The sequence below is a fragment of the Pseudomonas sp. SDO5271_S396 genome, from assembly GCF_054071795.1.
In genome coordinates this window covers 73,801-92,893 of the sequence record NZ_JBSVWB010000012.1, presented here as the reverse complement: position 1 = coordinate 92,893, position 19,093 = coordinate 73,801, and the positions used below count along the sequence as shown (strand labels likewise).

General features: G+C 58.3%; 18 protein-coding genes and 1 tRNA gene. 14 read left to right on the top strand and 5 right to left on the bottom strand.

Annotated elements, in window-relative coordinates; translation table 11 throughout:
* Nucleotides 1-171: 171 nt before the first annotated feature.
* The 3 genes from ACW9IN_RS11635 to ACW9IN_RS11625 are packed head-to-tail and all read left to right on the top strand — an operon-like array spanning nt 172 to nt 3,748.
* Nucleotides 172-957: an enoyl-CoA hydratase gene (locus ACW9IN_RS11635; protein WP_457365999.1), complete on the top strand. Its 786-nt coding sequence runs from the start codon at nt 172-174 to the stop codon at nt 955-957.
* 2 nt (nt 958-959) lie between these two features.
* A complete protein-coding gene (locus ACW9IN_RS11630; protein ID WP_457365998.1) occupies nt 960-2,489 on the top strand; it encodes a 3-hydroxyacyl-CoA dehydrogenase in 1,530 nt (509 codons plus the stop codon).
* A 26-nt stretch (nt 2,490-2,515) separates the two neighbouring features.
* On the top strand, nt 2,516-3,748 hold the full coding sequence (locus ACW9IN_RS11625) for a CaiB/BaiF CoA transferase family protein (protein ID WP_457365997.1): 1,233 nt from the start codon (nt 2,516-2,518) through the stop codon (nt 3,746-3,748).
* Here the strand turns inward: ACW9IN_RS11625 and lldD are convergent.
* Entirely contained in the window at nt 3,745-4,875 is a 1,131-nt protein-coding gene (gene lldD / locus ACW9IN_RS11620; protein ID WP_457365996.1) for an FMN-dependent L-lactate dehydrogenase LldD, read from the bottom strand. The genes ACW9IN_RS11625 and lldD overlap by 4 nt on opposite strands.
* 101 nt (nt 4,876-4,976) lie before the next feature.
* Here lldD and ACW9IN_RS11615 point away from each other — a divergent pair, with 101 nt between their 5' ends.
* The 6 genes from ACW9IN_RS11615 (at nt 4,977) to ACW9IN_RS11590 (ending at nt 8,433) form a co-directional block, all read left to right on the top strand.
* Nucleotides 4,977-5,867, top strand: coding sequence for a LysR family transcriptional regulator (locus ACW9IN_RS11615; RefSeq protein ID WP_457365995.1), 891 nt, complete (start codon nt 4,977-4,979; stop codon nt 5,865-5,867).
* A gap of 79 nt (nt 5,868-5,946) precedes the next feature.
* A tRNA-Asn gene (locus ACW9IN_RS11610) sits at nt 5,947-6,022 on the top strand.
* A 29-nt stretch (nt 6,023-6,051) separates the two neighbouring features.
* On the top strand, nt 6,052-6,999 hold the full coding sequence (locus tag ACW9IN_RS11605) for a DUF637 domain-containing protein (protein ID WP_457365994.1): 948 nt from the start codon (nt 6,052-6,054) through the stop codon (nt 6,997-6,999).
* Between the two features lie 101 nt (nt 7,000-7,100).
* Nucleotides 7,101-7,361 carry a polymorphic toxin type 30 domain-containing protein gene (locus tag ACW9IN_RS11600; protein WP_457365993.1) on the top strand — a complete coding sequence of 87 codons (261 nt, stop codon included), beginning with the start codon at nt 7,101-7,103 and terminating at the stop codon, nt 7,359-7,361.
* A 2-nt stretch (nt 7,362-7,363) separates the two neighbouring features.
* Nucleotides 7,364-7,774, top strand: a complete 411-nt coding sequence (locus tag ACW9IN_RS11595; RefSeq protein WP_457365992.1) for a hypothetical protein — start codon at nt 7,364-7,366, stop codon at nt 7,772-7,774.
* Nucleotides 7,775-7,824: 50 nt separating this feature from the next.
* Complete coding sequence (locus ACW9IN_RS11590; protein ID WP_457365991.1) at nt 7,825-8,433, top strand: hypothetical protein; 609 nt, start codon at nt 7,825-7,827, stop codon at nt 8,431-8,433.
* Nucleotides 8,434-8,726: 293 nt separating this feature from the next.
* Here the strand turns inward: ACW9IN_RS11590 and ACW9IN_RS11585 are convergent, their stop codons facing one another.
* From ACW9IN_RS11585 to ACW9IN_RS11575, 3 genes are read right to left on the bottom strand one after another with little or no spacing between them, the layout of a single operon-like run.
* On the bottom strand, nt 8,727-9,833 hold the full coding sequence (locus ACW9IN_RS11585) for an NAD(P)/FAD-dependent oxidoreductase (protein ID WP_457365990.1): 1,107 nt from the start codon (nt 9,831-9,833) through the stop codon (nt 8,727-8,729).
* Between the two features lie 21 nt (nt 9,834-9,854).
* Nucleotides 9,855-11,306 (bottom strand): NADP-dependent succinate-semialdehyde dehydrogenase, encoded by a 1,452-nt coding sequence (gene gabD / locus ACW9IN_RS11580; protein ID WP_457365989.1) that lies wholly within the window; start codon nt 11,304-11,306, stop codon nt 9,855-9,857.
* Between the two features lie 44 nt (nt 11,307-11,350).
* Nucleotides 11,351-12,088, bottom strand: a complete 738-nt coding sequence (locus ACW9IN_RS11575) for an SDR family NAD(P)-dependent oxidoreductase (protein ID WP_457366028.1) — start codon at nt 12,086-12,088, stop codon at nt 11,351-11,353.
* A gap of 280 nt (nt 12,089-12,368) precedes the next feature.
* On the opposite strand from ACW9IN_RS11575, the gene ACW9IN_RS11570 reads away from it, so the two are divergent.
* The 4 genes from ACW9IN_RS11570 to ACW9IN_RS11555 are packed head-to-tail and all read left to right on the top strand — an operon-like array spanning nt 12,369 to nt 16,680.
* Nucleotides 12,369-13,460, top strand: a complete 1,092-nt coding sequence (locus tag ACW9IN_RS11570) for an ABC transporter ATP-binding protein (RefSeq protein WP_457366027.1) — start codon at nt 12,369-12,371, stop codon at nt 13,458-13,460.
* A gap of 35 nt (nt 13,461-13,495) precedes the next feature.
* A complete protein-coding gene (locus tag ACW9IN_RS11565) occupies nt 13,496-14,524 on the top strand; it encodes an ABC transporter substrate-binding protein (RefSeq protein WP_457365988.1) in 1,029 nt (342 codons plus the stop codon).
* A gap of 60 nt (nt 14,525-14,584) precedes the next feature.
* On the top strand, nt 14,585-15,847 hold the full coding sequence (locus ACW9IN_RS11560) for an ABC transporter permease (RefSeq protein ID WP_457365987.1): 1,263 nt from the start codon (nt 14,585-14,587) through the stop codon (nt 15,845-15,847).
* Nucleotides 15,844-16,680 carry an ABC transporter permease gene (locus ACW9IN_RS11555; RefSeq protein WP_457366026.1) on the top strand — a complete coding sequence of 279 codons (837 nt, stop codon included), beginning with the start codon at nt 15,844-15,846 and terminating at the stop codon, nt 16,678-16,680. Before ACW9IN_RS11560 ends, ACW9IN_RS11555 begins: the two co-directional genes overlap by 4 nt.
* 184 nt (nt 16,681-16,864) lie before the next feature.
* Here the strand turns inward: ACW9IN_RS11555 and ACW9IN_RS11550 are convergent, their stop codons facing one another.
* On the bottom strand, nt 16,865-18,235 hold the full coding sequence (locus tag ACW9IN_RS11550) for an aspartate aminotransferase family protein (protein WP_457365986.1): 1,371 nt from the start codon (nt 18,233-18,235) through the stop codon (nt 16,865-16,867).
* Between the two features lie 160 nt (nt 18,236-18,395).
* Between ACW9IN_RS11550 and ACW9IN_RS11545 the strand changes: the two genes are divergently transcribed.
* On the top strand, nt 18,396-19,061 hold the full coding sequence (locus ACW9IN_RS11545; protein WP_457365985.1) for a GntR family transcriptional regulator: 666 nt from the start codon (nt 18,396-18,398) through the stop codon (nt 19,059-19,061).
* The last annotated feature ends 32 nt before the right edge of the window (nt 19,062-19,093 follow it).

Below are 19,093 nucleotides of genomic sequence, written 5' to 3'. Positions count from 1 at the left end.
GCTTGAATAAATCTCTTTAAAACAGCGAGTTATCCAGCGTTTCAGCAGGCTTTCTGGTTTTTACGTTTACACCCATGGGGCCGGTCCTTATGATTATCTTGAAATACGGAATGTTATTTCGCATAGCGAAACTAGCAATTCACCGACAAGAACAAGGCAGCAGGAGTGAATGTGACCAGCGTTGACCCATCCGTAGTGACCCTCGATGTCCAGGACAACGGCGTGGCCGTGGTCCGTATCCACCGGCCTGAAGTGAAAAACGCGCTGAATACCCAGGTACGTGAAGCCCTCGCCGAGCATTTCCGCGCATTGGCCCGCCGTCAGGATGTACGCGCCATCGTGTTGACCGGTGGCGAGCAGTTCTTCGTGGCCGGTGCGGATATCAAGGAGTTCGCCAGTGCGGGCGCCATCGATATGTACCGCCGTCACACCGAATACCTGTGGGAAGCCATCAGCCGCTGCCCCAAGCCGGTGATTGCCGCCGTCAATGGCTTCGCCCTCGGCGGAGGCTGCGAGCTGGCGATGCATTGCGACTTGATCGTGGCCGGCGAGTCGGCCCGCTTTGCCCAGCCGGAAGTAAAACTGGGCTTGATGCCCGGTGCAGGCGGCACCCAGCGTTTGATACGCGCCGTGGGTAAATTCCAGGCCATGCGCATCGCGCTGACCGGGTGCATGGTCAGCGCACCCGAAGCCTTGGCCATGGGAATGCTCAGTGAAATGGTCAGCGACGACCAGACATTGCCACGTGCCCTGGAACTGGCTGCGCAGATTGCCGCACTGCCGCCGCTGGCGGTGGAGCAGATCAAGGAAGTGATGCTGGGCGGGGCCGACCTGCCGCTGGACAGTGCGCTGATGCTCGAGCGCAAGGCCTTTCAGTTGCTGTTCGATTCCAGGGACCAGAAGGAGGGCGCTGCGGCGTTCTTCGAGAAACGCACGCCGCACTACCGGGGGGAATAAACATGACCGATACCCTAAATACGATGGGGCTGGTGGGCACGGGGGTGATGGGCGCGGGCATTGCGCAAATTGCCGCCCAGGCCGGTGTGGTGGTGCGCTTGTTCGACGCCCGCGACGGCGCTGCGCAAACCGCCCGGGACACCCTCGGCGGCACCTTTGCCAAGTTGGTGGGCAAGGGCAAGATCAACCAATCGGTGATGGACGCGGCGCTGGCCAACCTGCAGGTTGCCGAGGTCCTCGATGATTTGGGCGATTGCGATGTGATTGTCGAAGCCATCGTGGAAAACCTCGACGCCAAACGCAGCCTGTTGCAACAGCTGGAAGGCATCGTGAGCCCGGATTGCATTCTGGCGACCAATACCTCATCGCTGTCTGTCACCGCTATCGCCACCGGTTGCCGGCACCCTGAGCGCGTGGCCGGCCTGCACTTTTTCAACCCGGTACCGCTGATGCGCGTGGTGGAGGTGATCGACGGCCTGGCCACCGCGCCGGCGGTCGGTGATGCGTTATTGGCGCTGGTGGCGCGCATCGGCCATCGCGGTGTGCGGGCCAAGGACACGCCGGGTTTCATCGTCAACCACGCGGGCCGTGCCTATGGCACCGAAGCCCTGAAAATGCTCGAGGAGGGCATCGCCGAGCGGGGTGATATCGACCGCATCCTGCGCGACGGCGCCGGGTTTCGCATGGGGCCGTTCGAGTTGCTGGACCTTACCGGCCTTGACGTGTCCCACCCGGTAATGGAATCGATCTACAACCAGTTCTATCAGGACCCGCGCTACAGGCCGTCGACCCTGACCCGGCAGATGCTGGCGGGCGGGCGCCTCGGGCGCAAGACCGGGCAGGGCTTCTATCACTATGAAAACGGCCAGCTCATCAACGCGCCCCAACCCCAGGCCGTGCCCACGGTGCAACAACTGCCGCCGGTGTGGATCGCCACTGAAAACAGTGAAGATTACGAGCGCTTGAGTGCCCTGGTGATCGACCTGGGCGCCCACCTGGAACAGACCGCGCAACCGTCGCCCTCGGCGTTGTGCCTGTTGGCGCCTTATGGCCGCGATGCCACCAGCGCCTGCGTGCGTTTCGATACCGATCCCGCGCGCACCTTGTGCATCGACCTGCTGACCGACCTGTCACGCCACCGCACCTTGATGCAAACCCCGTTGACCTCGGCGACCCTGCGCGACGCGGCCCACGCCTTGTTGGCGGCAGACGGCGTGGGCGTCACGCTGATCGGCGACAGCGTGGGTTTCGTGGCCCAGCGTACGCTGGCGATGGTGGTCAACCTGGCCTGTGACATCGCCCAGCAGCGCATTGCCAGCGTCGAGGATATCGACCAGGCCGTGCAACTGGGCCTGGGTTATCCCAACGGGCCGTTGGCCTGGGGCGATGCCCTGGGCCCACGGCGCATTCTCACGATTTTGCAGCGCATGAGCGAACTCACCCACGACCCGCGTTATCGCCCCAGTCCCTGGTTGCGGCGGCGGGCGATGCTGGGGGTTTCCCTGCGCCATGAAGAGCCGGCAATCGGCTGATTTCCCAACCTCACAGGACAAGAACAATGGGTGCATTGACAGGTTTGCGGGTACTGGATTTAAGCCGTGTGTTGGCCGGTCCCTGGTGTGGCCAGGTGTTGGCCGACCTCGGCGCGGAAGTGGTCAAGATCGAGCGCCCTAAAAGCGGCGACGACACCCGTAGCTGGGGCCCTCCATGGATGAAGGCCGAGACCGGCGAATCGTCCGGCGAGGCTTCGTATTATCAGTCGACCAATCGCGGCAAATTATCCGTGGCCATCGACCTGGCCAGCCCCGAAGGCCAGGAATTGGTCCGCGCGCTGGCCGCCAGCTCGGATGTCTTGATCGAGAACTATAAAGCCGGCTCCCTGGCTCGCTACGGCCTGGACTACGCGACCCTGGCCGAGATCAATCCGCGTCTGGTGTATTGCTCCATCACCGGCTTCGGTCAGACTGGCCCGCGTGCCGAAGAGCCGGGTTACGACTTCATTATCCAGGGCATCGGCGGCCTGATGAGCATCACCGGCGAGCGCGATGATTTGCCGGGCGGCGGTCCGCAAAAAGTCGGCGTGGCGTTTTCCGACCTGATGACCGGCCTGTATTCCACCGTGGCGATCCAGGCTGCGCTGCTCAGCCGGGAGCGTACCGGCGTCGGTCAGCATATCGATATGGCGTTGCTGGATGTGCAGGTCGCGACCCTGGCCAACCAGAGCATGAACTATCTGGCCTCGGGCAAGGTGCCGCAGCGGTATGGCAATGCCCACGCCAACATCGTGCCTTACCAGGTGTTCCGCGCGGCCGACCGCGATTTCATCATCGCCTGCGGCAACGACAGTCAATTCATTGCGCTGTGCCAGAGCATCGGCCTGCCGCACTTGCCGGAAGACCCGCGCTTTCGGCGCAATGCCGACCGTGTGGCCCATCGCGAAGAAATCGTTGCGTTGCTGTCGGCGCACTTCCTGGAACGCAGTGCCGATGAATGGGTGGCATGCATTCACGCCTCGAAAGTGCCGGTGGGGGCAATCAACTCCATCGCTCAATCCCTGGAAGAGCCCCAGGTGATTGCGCGAAACCTGATGGTGAAAATCCCCCACCCGAAGAACCCGGATTTCGCCATGGTCGGCAGCCCGATCAAGATGTCCGGCACTCCGGTGGAATACGTGCGGCCCGCGCCCATGCTGGGGCAACACACCGACGCTATTCTCGGTGAGCGGTTGGGCTTGTCGCTGGAGCAACTGGCCCAACTCAAGGCGCGCGGGATCGTCGAGCAGCAGGGTTAGACCAGGGTACTGCGGTCGATCTGTTCGATGGCCGTGACCCCGGTAAGGGTCATGGCCACGCGCATTTCCTGGGCGAAGATCTCCAGCATGTTCTCCACACCGGCCTGGCCCTCGGCGGCCAGCGCGTAGACGGTCGCGCGTCCCAGCAGGCACGCCTTGGCACCGAGAGCGAGCATGCGCACCACGTCCAGCCCGGAACGGATGCCGGAGTCGACCAGCACCGTGAGGTCATCGCCCACCGCATCGGCAATCGGCGGCAAGGCTTTGGCGGTGGAGAGCACGCCGTCCAACTGGCGGCCGCCATGGTTGGAGACCACTATGCCGTCGGCGCCGAAACTCACGGCATCCTTGGCGTCCTGCGGATCGAGGATGCCTTTGATGATCATCGGGCCTTTCCAGAAGTCACGGATCCACTCCAGGTCTTTCCAACTGATGGACGGGTCGAAGTTGTTCGCCAACCAACCGACGTAATCCTCCAGGGTGGTGGCTTTGCCCAGGTACTTGGAGATGTTGCCCAGGTCATGGGGGCGACCGAGGATGCCGACGTTGAACGCCCAATCCGGCTTGGTGGTGGCTTGCAGGATGCGCCGCGACGCCGCAAAGGGGCCGGACATGCCCGAGTGTGCATCCCGGTAGCGCGCGCCGGGGGTGGGCATGTCGACGGTGAACACCAGCGTGGTCACGCCGGCGGCCTGCGCGCGCTCCAGGGCGTTGCGCATGAAGCCGCGATCCTTCAGCACGTAGAGCTGGAACCAGATCGATTGCGGGCTTTGCGACGCCACTTCTTCAATCGAACACACCGACACGGTCGACAGGCAGAACGGAATGCCCTTGGCCGCCGCCGCCTTGGCCGCCTGTACCTCACCACGCCGCGCATACATGCCGGTAAGGCCCACGGGACTGAGGATGATCGGCAGCGCCTGTTCCTGGCCGAACAGCGTGGTCTTCAGGCTGAGGCTGTCGACGTTGCGCAGGATGCGCTGGCGCAGGCTGATCTCCGAGAGGTCCGCGCTGTTGGCGCGCAAGGTGTGTTCGGCGTAGGCGCCGCCGTCGATGTAGTCGAACAGAAAACGCGGCAATTTGCGCCGGGCGGCTTCACGGTAGTCGGATGCGGACGAGATGATCATGAGCGTTGTCTCCACGGGTCAAGGTGGGCTCACGATAGGTAAAGTTGTGTCATGATAAAAACAACTTTTATCGCTACATCCAAGTCGTAAAAGGAATACGAATGAACCTGAGAACACTGCGTGCCTTTGTCGAAGTGGTGCGCCAGGGTGGTTTTTCCCAGGCGGCCGAGGTGGTCTCGCTCACCCAGTCCACGGTCAGCAAGGCGGTCAAGACCCTGGAAGACGAACTGGGCACGCCGTTGCTCAATCGTCTGGGCCATAAGAACGAACTTACCGCTGCCGGCGAAATTGCCTACCGTCGCGCACTGGTGCTGCTGGCCGAACGCACCGACCTGATTGCCGAGATCAACGACCTGCGTGGCCTCAAGCGCGGCCGGTTGCGCATCGGCCTGCCGCCGGTGGGGTGTGGCGTGTTGTTCGCGGCGATGTTCGCCACTTACCGCAGCCGCTATCCCGACATCGATATCGAACTCACCGAACACGGCAGCAAAAAACTGCGTGAATGCCTGGAAGCGGGGGAAGTCGACCTGGCGGCGCTGTTATTGCCGGTGGACGAAGGATTCGACTACCAGCCGGTGCGCAACGAACCGCTGATGGCGGTCTTGCCGGTGAGCCATCCGCTGGCGCGGCGCAAGCGCATCGATTTCCCCGGGTTGGCGGACACGCCGTTCATCTTGTTCGAGGCAGGCTTCGCGCTGAACGCCAAGATCCTCGCGGCCTGCGAACGCAAAGGCGTGACCCCGCGCGTGACGGCACGCAGCGGGCAGATCGACTTTATTGTCGACCTGGTATCGGCAGGGCTGGGCGTTGCGTTCTTGCCGCGCATGCTGGCGCACAAGCATCAGCACCCCGGCATTGCCTTGATCCCCCTGGACGAACCCCACACCGACTGGCACATCGCCCTGGCCTGGCGCGCCAGCGCCCACCTGCCACCCGCCGCCCGCGCCTGGCTGGATTTGGCCAAGGAAATGGCCAGCCCGCCGCAGGGGTAGGGACCGACCATCCGGATAATCCACCGAACGTTCAGGTTGCGCTTGACTTGTCCTTTTTAATCAGTAACATACGGCGCATTCCGCGATAGCTCAGTTGGTAGAGCAAATGACTGTTAATCATTGGGTCCCTGGTTCGAGTCCAGGTCGTGGAGCCAGATAGCGACATAAAGAGAAGCCTGCAGCGATGCAGGCTTTTTTTTGCCTTGGATTTTTCCAGGGGGATCTAAGGGCGCAGCGCAACGCCAACAATCTGCTGGGCTCGGTGATCAGTATTGCTGGGGCCGTAGCGGCCAAGGAGATTGGCAACACCAACCTGGTCGACGGCAGCCTTACCAAAATTGCTGCGCATGCGCTGTTGGGTGGGTTGAAGTCGATGGCCATGGGGGGAGACTTCCAGACCGGTGCCTTGGCTGGCGGCGCCAATGAAGCATTGGTGCAATACCTCGCGAAGCTGGCACTGCCAGACAACTACAACCCGAATCTGCCGGGTAATCAGCAGGCGCAGGTCAACCTGTTGGCGATGTCACAGCTAATGGGCGTATTGGCTGCCGTGGTGACAGGAGGCGATCCGGAAATTGCAGCGAACATCGCCGCAAACGCCACGCAGTACAACTACCTGAGCCATTCGGATTTGGAGCGGGCGTCCAAGGAGCTTTTAGGCTGCGGTAACGACACAAAATGTGCAGAAGATGGTTACACGAAATACCACGATCTGAGCGCGAAGCAGACGGTTGAGGCCTTTGTCGCCTGTGCGGATGACATAAACGCCTGTGCACGCATCTCGAAACTGGTCAACGATGCGGAGGTGGACTCGGCCAGATTCAAGGACATGGCCGCCAGTGCACCTCCTGCCGTTGCGAACATGCTTAATAGGCTGATTGCCGAAAATTATGGCTTTCAGAATGACTTGGCAGGCGTTACATCGGGTACAGTTACCGAGCTTTTGGCCTCCAAGTTTGGTATGTCTCCTGAGCGTGCTGCAGCGCTTGTCGTTGCAGTCAGATTGGGCGTTGCGGCGTTTAATGCGGCAAAAGGTGGTGGTACTACAGTTGACAGGAGTGGGCCAACTGTTGCACCGCCCTCAAACCGGGTTCCCCTGCGTCGCAAGCAGATGGTGATTTTGGCTACTTAAATCAACCTGGACCAAGTAAATCACCGGCCTTTTTTGATGCTCAAGCTTCAGCTAAGGGTTTTATTAATAATGGTAGGATTAACGCCGCAGACTTACAGAAATTGGTTCCGCCTGGCACGGCAGATCTATTCAAACCTTCAGCTACTATCACCGACGGTAGCAAGTTCCAGTACACATTGAATGGCCAGCGGGTCGAGATAAAGTGGCATGCTCCGGATGCGAACGCTGCCATAAATCATGTAGGTTCGAACTCGGGAGCTGGATGGACCGCGCAAATAAAAATAGGAAATAAATTGCTGGGTCAAGACGGCGTGCTTTACCGGAGGCCTTCGAATATAACGCATATACCCGTGGATTTCTAAGCATGAAAAATTTTGAATATTATGCGTCGCTGCCAGATTCCATGACCAAGGAGGGACTTGAAATGGCGTTTGCAGAATTGTTGAATGAGTTCGAACCTGAAAAAAACGGCGGCGAGGAGCTTATAAAGTCATTGGTGCAATTGAGTGAGCGACAGTGGCATACCTATAGTTTGTTAGACGATAGTCTCAGAGAGCGAATTGAACATTGCTTGTTGTCTTTATGGAATGGTCATGATCTGGAGCAGGCTGAAGAGGTTATTAGCATTATGGCGAGCTTAGGGCTTGAAGCGATCAATACTTTCCTGGCCTCTCGCTCGCCTAAAGACGTGTCACCGGAGGTGTTTAACGAGATATCACTCGCGTTATCCGAGTTTGGTGGCTCTGTATCAGACCCGTATATTGGTATGCGCTAATTAGCGGCGACATAGATGCGAATAATTGCCTGCCTTCCTAAGGATCATCAATGTTGAAATTCCTGATGCCCGTTATTGTTCTTTCATTCCTGACGGGCTGTACAAACCACTTAGCTATCAATCAAGAGGCCGTCAGCTCGTCCACTACGCCTATTGCACATTCATTCGAGCAAGCCATCCAGTTGGCTAGTGCAACGCCGTTGCCGGTTGATCGTGGTCTATTTCCAAAACGCTGGGAGATCGGCGCAACGGACCCTCGACTCGAGGTGGGTCAGGCGCCCGGTAACTACCGGGTGTTCGACTTCACTCTGCGCAAAGGCCAAACCTACGTCATCAACGTCATTTCGATGTGCAATAACATGTGTTTCGGGTTTTCGAAAACAATATTGAAGCCGCGCGTGGCGGTGGTTGATGGGCAGGGTAGTGTGGTTGCAGACCACCTCGCCGGGCGTAATCCGTTGGTGATCGAATGGTCCGGCGTTGCTCCGGCCGACGGCAGGTATTTTCTGATTGTGGCTGCGGATAATCAGTCGCCAGGCGCGACGGTATTGACCGTGAACGCCCCCGTACCTGGATATACCGGAATGGCAGTGCCGGTGGGTATGGCGAGTGCCCCGTTCGGCAAGGTCATAGCCTATGTGGAGTTTCCTGATGGCTGAGATTTTTTAAAGTAACGCCGCAATCGTCGTTTCAGCCTTAGACCCCGGCGCGTTTTATCTCCCACAACGAAGCCTCAGACCCGAAACGAGGCTACGAGCCGCGATAGTCGAGAAAACTGAAGCCCCGGTTCATTGCAAGCAGCGAGGGTGGAGTTCAAACACTCAACGGATTGTGCGTTCAATGTGTTGATTGCGACGATGTCTTCGTTGAGTAACTCGATCACTGATCGTTGCTGTTCGATAGCCGGTAGGCGACAGCCACGCGTAGTTGCTGTCGTACCTGAAAGCGGTGGCTAGGGTTGAATGAGCGCTCTGGTTTGCCTGGCGATTGCAAGGCACGAGGTCAGGCCCGGGGATTCGATGCCGAAGAGGTTGATCAACCCGGGGATGCCATGCTCCTGTTCACTGCTGATGAGGAAGTCGCGGGCCGGCTCGCCGGGTGCCGAGATTTTTGGGCGAATACCACTGTACCCCGGCTGCAAGCTGTTATCCGGCAGCCCGGGCCAGTAGCTGCGAATGGCTGAGTAGAAACTGTCCGCGCGGCCGGGGAGTACGTCATAACGCTCGGTTTCGACCCATTCGGTATCTGGACCGAAACGGGCTTGCCCACCCAGGTCCACCGTCATGTGTACACCGAGGCCGGCAGCTTCGGGCGCGGGATAGATGAGATGGGTGAAAGGCACGCGTTTGGAGCAACTGAAGTAACTGCCTTTGCACAGGTAGTCCTGAGGCACTGTTTGTTGCGGCAAGCCTTCCATACGCCTCGCCAAAGCCGGTGCCTGCAACCCGGCGGCATTGATCAGCAAGCGGCAGGACAGGGACATCGGCGCTGCGCCTCCAACATGCAAAAGGAAACCTGCGGCGGTCACTTCCGCACTGAGTAGCGGCGAGAAAAACGCGATGCTGGTTCCGGCTGCTTCGGCATCTCCCTGCAGTGCCAACATCAGTGCATGCGAGTCCACGATGCCGGTTGAGGGCGAATACAACGCGGCGACGCACTCAAGCTCCGGCTCAAGAGCCAGTGCCTGCTCGCGATTCAGCAGTTGCAAATCATCTACGCCATTGGCCAGCCCACGCTCGAGCAAAGCCTCAAGCTGACGAATTTGTTCTGCGTCTTTGGCGACGATCAGTTTTCCGGTCCTGCGTGTACTGACACCGTGGCTTTCGCAGTAGGCATACAGCGCATGCTTGCCCTCCACACACAATCGGGCTTTGAGGCTTCCCGGCGGGTAGTAGATACCCGCGTGGATGACTTCGGAGTTGCGCGAGCTTGTGCCGATACCAATGGCTTCCCCGGCTTCAATGACCAGCACCTCATGACCTGCCAGCGCCATTTCGCGTGCGACGGCAAGGCCGACCACTCCCGCACCTACGACAACGCATTCGATATCGACACTCACTGTTGCGACTCCTTTCAGTCGTTAGATGCCGCCGAGGCAGAGGTATTTGATTTCCAGGTAGTCTTCGATGCCGTACTTGGAGCCTTCACGCCCCAGCCCCGACGACTTCACGCCACCGAACGGTGCCGTTTCCGTAGAGATGATCCCGGTATTGATTCCGATAATGCCGTACTCAAGCGCTTCGGCCACACGGAACACGCGGGAAAGGTCCCGGGCGAAGAAATACGCGGCCAGACCAAACTCGGTATCGTTGGCTTGCGCAATCACATCCGCCTCGTCGCTGAAGCGGAACAACGGCGCCAATGGACCAAAGGTTTCTTCGCGGGCGACCAGGGCGTCCTTGGGGACATCCACCAGGATGGTCGGTTCGAAGTAAGTCCCGCCGAGCGCATGAGGTTGGCCACCCGTAATGACGCGCGCGCCTTTACTGAGGGCGTCGGCGATGTGCTCCTGAACTTTGAGCACGGCGTTCTCGTCGATCAGCGGCCCCGTGGTGATGCCTTCGTCAAGGCCATTGCCCAGACGCAGTGCGGCGACGGCTGCCTGCAATTTATCGGCGAATTCGTCGTAGACGCTGTCATGGATGTACAGGCGGTTGGCACAGACGCATGTCTGCCCGGCGTTGCGGTATTTGGAGGTCAGGGCACCGGCGACCGCTGCATCCAGGTCGGCGTCTGCGAACACGATAAAAGGTGAGTTGCCGCCGAGCTCAAGCGATACTTTTTTGATGTCTTTCGCGCATTCGGCCATCAATTGGCGGCCGATTTCCGTCGAGCCGGTGAACGACAGTTTGCGGATGGTCGGGTTACTGGTCAGTTCCGCGCCGATCTGCGCAGCGGAGCCGGTGACCACGCTGAGAACGCCTTCAGGAATACCGGCACGCGCAGCGAGTTCTGCCAGCGCAAGGGCTGAAAACGGCGTCTGGCTGGCCGGTTTGATCACCATGGTACAACCGGCAGCCAAGGCCGGCCCGACCTTGCGGGTAATCATCGCGCAGGGGAAGTTCCACGGTGTAATGGCCGCGGTCACTCCGATGGGTTGCTTGATGACCAGCAAGCGTTTGTCTGGCTGATGACCGGGAATGATGTCTCCGTAAACGCGCTTGCCCTCTTCGGCGAACCATTCGATGAAAGACGCCGCGTAGGCGATTTCTCCTTTCGCTTCAGCCAGCGGTTTGCCCTGTTCAAGCGTCATCAAGCGGGCGAGATCATCCTGGTTCGCCATGATCAACTCGAACCAGCGACGTAATACAGTCGAACGGTCCTTGGCCGTCAAGGCACGCCAGGCCGGCAAGGCTTTCTCGGCCGCCTCGATGGCACGCCGGGTTTCGTCGGCCCCCATTTTAGGCACGCTTCCCAGGATCTCGCCCGTTGCCGGGTTATTGACCTTGATGGTTTGCCCGTTGTCCGCTTCGCTCCAGACGCCGGCGATATAGGCTTGTTGGCGGAACAGACGGCTATCTCGCAAATTCATACAGAACTCCAGTTGATGAAGAGGGGAGGACGATGGCGGACGATTCAGACGTGCTGACCGCCGTTGACTTCGATTTCGGCACCATTGATGTAGGAAGCACCGTTGGTGCAGAGGAAATAAATGAGCGACGCCACTTCCTCGGGCTTGCCGAGTCGATGCATTGGAATATCGCGTTCGACGATGACTTCGGTGCCAGGGGAAAGAATGGATGTTTCAATCTCACCCGGCGCTATCGCATTGACCCTGATGCCATGCTGGCCATAGTCATAAGCCATTTCCCGAGTCAGGGCTGACAAGGCGGCTTTCGACGTCGCGTAAGCCACGCCTGCGAAGGGGTGCACCCTGGAACCGGCAATGGAGGTGACATTGATGATGGTGCCTTGCGCCGCTTTCAGTTCCGCAAACAGACCGCGGGCAAGCAATACGGTAGAGAACAGATTGACGTTGAACACCTGCATCCACGTCGCATAGTCGGTTTCCAGCACACCCAGTCGGCCGCCAGACGGTCCTTTCGGGCTGATACCCGCGTTATCGACAAGGGCGTGAAGTTTGCCGTCACCGAGCTTTTCCTTGATCAGTTCGATACCGGCTTCGAGGCTTCCAATATCTTCCAGGTCAAGGTGAACGTGATTTTCCTGACCGTCTGCCCACGGGCATTCAGCGCCCCAACTTTGGCGAGAGGCGGTGAATACCCGCCAGCCCGCCGCGTTGAAGTATTTGACGGTGGCATGCCCGATGCCTCGACTGGCACCCGTCAGCAGCAGCGTTTTTTTCTCGCTCATCAACAGACCCTCGATACGCAATAGTTTTGATGCTTGATGCATCATGTTTTTAAAAGCTGACGCTGTCAATTTATTCTTCTGCCTGCCGCGTCGTTCTGATGCATCCCTCCCGTTGGGTCCTCGAATGCCTCTCTTGTTCGCTGAGCGTGAGGAGGCTGGCACATATTATGCTGTGATTTTGAAGTATAAAACATGATGCATCATGATCGAAGGTGTGATTAAAATGAAACCGCGCAAACCCGAGCTCCAACTTCAAAACAACAAAAAAGCAGGTGAAGCCATGAAGACTGCCTCCCCTTATGTCCGCTTCCGAGGCGTGCAGAAGAGCTACGACGGCGAACAGTTGGTGGTAAAAAAACTCGACCTGGACATCCAGCGCGGTGAATTCCTCACGTTGCTTGGCCCCTCGGGGTCGGGAAAAACCACAAGCCTGATGATGCTGGCAGGTTTTGAAACGCCGACAGAGGGCGAGATTCTGCTCGACGGCCAACCACTGCACACGGTGGCGCCGCACAAGCGCGGGATTGGAATGGTTTTCCAGAATTACGCGCTATTCCCCCACATGACCGTTGCACGGAACCTGGCGTTTCCGCTGAAGGTGAGGCGCCTTGGCAACGCCGATATCGAACTGAAGGTCAAGCGTGCACTCGACATGGTCCAGCTAGGCCATTTGGCCGAACGCTATCCGGCCCAGCTTTCCGGTGGACAACAACAGCGGATCGCCCTGGCCCGTGCGTTGGTGTTCGAACCCAGCCTGGTGCTGATGGACGAACCTCTGGGCGCTCTGGACAAACAGTTGCGTGAGCAGATGCAGCTGGAGATCCGTCGTCTGCATCGACAGTTGGGTTTGACGGTGGTGTTCGTCACCCATGATCAGGCAGAGGCATTGACGCTGTCCGATCGGGTTGCGGTGTTCAACGATGGCGTCATCCAGCAAATCGATACGCCGAAAGCGCTGTACGAGCACCCCGGCAATTCTTTCGTCGCGCATTTCATCGGCGAAAACAACGCGCTGCCTGGCACCATCATTTCCGTCTCCGGAACGCAGTGCCGGGTTCGCCTGGCCGACGGCTCAGAAGTGGGCGCCCGCTCTGCTACGGGCTTGCCAGTGGGCGCCGCGACGTCGATCTCCATTCGGCCAGAGCGTGTGGGCCTCGACAAAACGTCTTCCAATAGCCTCCCCGGGCGCATCGAGGAACTGATTTATCTGGGCGATCACGTTCGGGTCAGGCTTAACGTCGCGGGCCAAAACGCATTCACCGCCAAAATCCCCATCGCCGAAATGCAGGACGATTGGTCTACCGGTATTTCGATCCCTGTCAGTTGGTTCAGTCACGACGCAAGTGCGCTTGATCCGTTGGTCGTTCATTAAAACATTGCCCAAAAACACTGCAGAGGAGCGTTTCCATGTTCAAGAAAATAGCAGCATTGGCACTGATGACAGGCGTTATGAGCCAGGTACAGGCTCAGCAACTGACAGTGGTGTCCTTCGGTGGGCTCAACAAGCAGGCCCAGGAGAAGGCGTTCTATCAGCCTTTTTCCAAAGCCAGCAAGACCGACATCGAAGCTGGCGAGTTCAATGGCGAAATGGCCAAGATCAAAGCCATGGTTGAAACCGGCCAGGTCGGTTGGGATGTCGTCGAAGTCGAGAGCCCTGAGTTGGTGCGCGGTTGCAGCGAAGGGCTCTTCGAACCGCTGGATTGGTCCAAAGTGGGTGACAAAAAACAGTTCGTGGATTCGGCGGTCAACGAGTGCGGCGCCGGGATTTTCATCTGGTCTACGGTGTTGGCCTACGATTCGAAAAAACTGGCAAAGGCCCCCACCGGTTGGGCGGACTTCTGGGACGTGAAAACTTACCCGGGAAAGCGTGCCTTGCGCAAAAGCGCGAAGTTCACGCTGGAAATCGCCCTGCTTGCCGATGGCGTCTCACCCGGCCAGCTCTACAACGTTTTGGGTACCCCGGAAGGGGTGGACCGCGCATTCAAGAAGCTGGACCAGATCAAGTCCAGCATTCAGTGGTGGGAGGCCGGTGCGCAGCCGATGCAATGGTTGGTTTCGGGTGATGTGGTGATGACGTCCGCCTACAACGGGCGAGTGACGGCTGCACAGAAAGAAGGCCATCCTTTCTCGATCGTGTGGAATGGCAGCCTCTACGATCTGGACAGTTGGGCCATCGTCAAGGGTTCGAAAAACAAGGCGTTGGCCGAGCAGTTTATTGCCTTCGCCAGCCGCCCTGAAAATCAGAAAGTGTTTGCCGAGACCATTCCCTATGGCCCTACAAACACGTCAGCCATCGCGCAGATTGATCCAAAGGTACGCCCTGATTTGCCAACGGCGCCGGAGAACCTCAAAGGTGCTCGCGGTGTGGACACGGAGTTCTGGATCGAGCACGGCGAAGAGTTGGAGCAACGATTCAACGCCTGGGCGGCGAATTAACCCGTATCTACCGGCTTCAGTTTTCCTGAAGCCGGTTCAGTCATATCTCTGGAGACCAGCATGTCAGAAGTCAGCCTGACGGCTATCGATCACTCAACTGAAAAGGCCTCCTCGCTCAAGCAGCGCTTGCTGCTTGCAGAAGGTGCGTACCGCAAGCGTTCAATGCTATTGATCGCCCCCTTGCTGCTGTTTCTACTGATCAGCTTCGTTTTTCCCATTGGCAATATTCTCTGGAGGAGCCTGGACAATCCGGAAGTCGGCAACGCACTGCCGAACACACTTGAGGCATTGCAAAACTGGGATGGAAAGGAGCGGCCGGAAGAAAAAGTCTATGTGGCCTTGGTCAATGATTTATCCGTCGCCAAAAACCAGGGGCAGATTCCGGGCTTGATCAAGCGATTGGGTTATGAGGATGGTCGCTTCCGGACACTGCTCTCATTGACGGTGCGCAAGCTGCCCGATCCCGGTGTTGAATCGGTGAGTCGCGTGTTGATTTCCCAATCGACGATGTGGGCGGCTCCCAGCACATGGCGCAGTATTCAACGGGCAGGGCGCCCGGTAACGGCCCTCTACTTGCTGGCGGCATTTGATCGTCAGGTCGACGCTGAAACCGGCGCTATCGTTGAGCTGCCCAAAGGGCAGGCGCTTTACCTGTCCGTGCTGCTGCGCACCTTGTGGATGGCCGGAATCGTCACGCTGCTTTGTGTGTTGTTGGGTTATCCGGTGGCGTATTGGCTGGCCAGACAGCCGAGCGGCCGCGCCAACCTGTTGCTGATCATGGTGCTGCTGCCGTTCTGGACCTCGTTGCTGGTACGAACTGCGGGCTGGATCGTGCTGTTGCAGAATGGTGGGTTGATCAACAATTCGCTGATCGGCCTCGGTTTGATTGAGCAACCCTTACAACTGGTATTCAACCGGGTCGGTGTTTACATCTCGATGACCCACATTCTGTTGCCGTTCGTCATTTTGCCGCTTTACGCGGTCATGAAAGGCATCTCGCCCAACTATGTCCGTGCTGCGATTTCACTGGGTGCGCATCCGTTCAGAGCGTTCTGGACGGTCTACGTGCCACAGACCTTTGCGGGGGTGACTGCCGGTGCGTTACTGGTGTTCATCATGGCCATCGGTTACTACATCACGCCTGCATTGCTGGGTGGTCCGGGCGATCAGATGCTCAGCTATTTCGTGGCCTTCTACACCAATACCACGATCAACTGGGGCATGGCGGCAGCCCTGGGCAGCCAGTTGCTGGTCATCGTTCTGTTGCTCTATTGGGTGTATTCACGCGTCACCCGTCCAGCCAACCCCGCCCAACGTGCATGAGGTGTTTAATGAACCATCATTCCACATGGATTGAGCGCCTCTGGGCGCCGGTCTTCAGCGTATTCAGTTTGGGCATGCTGATTTTTCTGGTGGTGCCGATCCTTGTGATCGTGCCCCTGTCATTCAATGAAGGCTCCTTCCTCAGCTATCCGTTGAGCGGGGTTTCTTTGCGCTGGTATCAGGAGTTTCTTGGCTCACAGGAGTGGATGCGCGCATTGCGCAACAGCCTGGTCATCGCGCCGGCGGCGACATTGCTGGCGACCGCGCTGGGAACACTGGCGGCGGTCGGGCTTTCGCGTGGGGAGTTTCGTGGCAAGGGATTGATCATGGCGATTTTAATATCGCCGATGATTGCGCCTGTGGTGATCATCGCAGTGGCACTGTATTTCTTTTTTGCCCGCCTGAATTTACTCAACAGTTACCTGGGATTGGTGCTGGCACATGCCGCGCTGGGTGTTCCGTTTGTGGTGATAACGGTTGTAGCGACGTTGCAGGGTTACGATCGCAACTTCTCACGCGCGGCCGCAAGCCTGGGCGCACCGCCGTTCATGACGTTTCGCAAGGTGATGCTGCCGCTGATCGCCCCCGGCGTGATCAGCGGCGCCTTGTTCGCATTCGCCACGTCCTTCGATGAGGTGGTGGTCACGCTGTTCCTGGCCAGCCCCGCACAACGCACCTTGCCGATGCAGATGTTCGGTGGGATTCGCGAGAACCTCAACCCGACGATTGCCGCCGCAGCGACCTTGATGGTGGCGGCTTCCGCAGTGCTTCTGCTGTTAATGGAGTGGTTGCGTCGACGCAATGAACGCCTGCGCACCAGTAGCGTTCTCTGACCCAATCAAGCAAGCGGACGATTCCGGCGTCGACCTTGCCGACGCCAAAATGTCGATGAACCCGTTCGGCGAAATCGCGGTGGCTTCCACCGCCCCACCAACAAGCCCTGAACCAAAGGGTCCGGTCTAACCGGTCCGCCTACAAAAAAGCCCGACCTGGTGGTCGGGCTTTTTAGCTTCTGTGTTAACCCTTGACCCATCGGCTAGTGTCATCCAGGGCCATCCCAAAGCGGTCCAGGAGCGACTGTACTTCGACTTCCGAAATGATAAGGGGAGGGCAGAAGGCAATCGCATCGCCCATGTTTCGGGTGATCATGCCGTGTTCCTGTGCGCGTCCAGCGAGGAAGCGGCCAAGCGTCCCGGTTGCCTCAAGAGGCGCCTTGGTGGCGCGATCGGCAACCAACTCGACGGCGGCAATCAAACCTGCGCCACGCACTTCACCCACTAACGGATGATCACTGAACTGCTGCAACCCGCGACGCAGCACTTCGCCCATGTGCGCTGCGCGGGCGACCAGGTCTTCTTCATCAATGATTTTCAGGTTTTCCAATGCAACCGCCGCCGCGACCGGGTGACCGCCGCCGGTAAAGCCATGACCCAGCGCGCCGAAGCTTTTGGTCTGATCGGCAATGCCTTCGTAAATCCGCTCATTGATCAGGATGGCTGAAATGGGTTGGTAGGACGAAGACAGCTGTTTGGACAAAATCATGATGTCCGGCTCAATGCCGTAGGTCTGGCTGCCGAACATCTGCCCGGTACGGCCAAAGCCGCAAATCACCTCGTCCGCAACAATCAGAATGTCGTGCTTGCGACACACCTTCTGGATCTTTTCCCAGTAAGTACGTGGCGGCACAATCACACCGCCCGCGCCCATCAGAGGCTCGCCGACAAAGGCGGCAATGGTATGTGCGCCTTCATGCACGATCAAAGCATCGAGTTCGGCGGCCAGGCGATCAGCAAATTGCTCTTCGGTTTCGCCCGGCAATGCGTTGCGATAATGATGCGGGTTGCCTGCATGCAGAAAACCGGGCAGTGGCACATCGAAGCCTCGTTGGTTGGCTGGCAGCCCAGTGAGGCTGGCGCTGGCCAATGTGATCCCGTGATAACCACCGATTCGGCTGATGAATTTTTTTCGAGCGGTCTTGCCTTGGGCATTGTTGAGGTACCAGACCAGCTTGATAACCGTGTCGTTGGCCTCGGACCCCGAGTTGGTGAAAAACACCTTGCTCATTGGCACAGGGGCCATGCTGATGAGTTTCTCCGCCAGCTGAATGCTGGGCGAATGAGATTTGTGCCCGAACAGGTGATAGAACGGCAACGTCGACATCTGCTTTTCGGCGGCGGCAACCAGACGTTTATTGCTGAACCCCAACGCCGCGCTCCACAGGCCCGCCATGGCTTCGATGTAAGGCTTGCCGTCTTCGTCAAAAACGAACACCCCTTCACCCCTTTCTATGATCAGAGGTCCGGCCTCCTGGTGGGCCCTGGCATTGGTGTAGGGGTGCAGGTGGTGGCGGATGTCTTTCTGGGCTAACTCAGAGCGTGTCTTGTTCATGGTCTTCTCGTGGGTTGGGGGGAATGACACATGAATCTTAATGCATGATGCATCATGTTGTGTAGCTGGTTTTTTTCTTGTAAAACCGCGATGATGCAGCCTGCTGTGGCCAGGATCTCCAAAACCTGCCCAATAGAGCCTTCCCTCACTCGGATCTGATATGAGCTATCCAATTGGCGAAATAAAACACGCGTATTTAGGCACCAGCGTTTATTCATCGCTGCGCGAAGCCTTGGTCAGCGGCAAGCTCAAGCCAGACGACAAACTTCGGATTCGGGATTTGGCCACCCAGTTGGGCACAAGCGTCACGCCTGTTCGCGACGCCATTTTGCAACTCGCCAAAGAGCAGGCGCTGGTCATGCGGACCCCAAAAGACATCCGGGTGCCCTCGTTGACTCGCAAGCAATACCTGGAAATTCGCTCGGTGCGCCTGGCCCTGGAGGGGCTTGCCGCGGAGTCGGCTGCGCAAATCGTCACGGATGAAGACTTGCAGCGGATCGAAGACAACATCCGCGCGAACCTTGATGCAATCCACAGGGAAGACATGGCCGAGGCCCTGAAGCTCAACCAGAGCTTTCATTTCTTTTTTGCTGAAATCGCTCAAATGCCGCTGTTGCGCGGGTTCCTCGACAGCCTGTGGATGCGCACCGGCCCGTTACTCGCACTCGCTTATGACCACTTCTCGGAGCGTGTCGCCATCGAGCATCACTGGGAAGTCTTGAATGCGTTGAAGAATCGAGACGGTGCTGCCGCCAGGCAGGCCATCTGCACGGACATCCTTGATGGCAACGAGATGATGCTTGAGTTTATCGACTCGCAAGCTTGATCCGCTGGAGCATGTTCTTGAGGCCAGCCTAT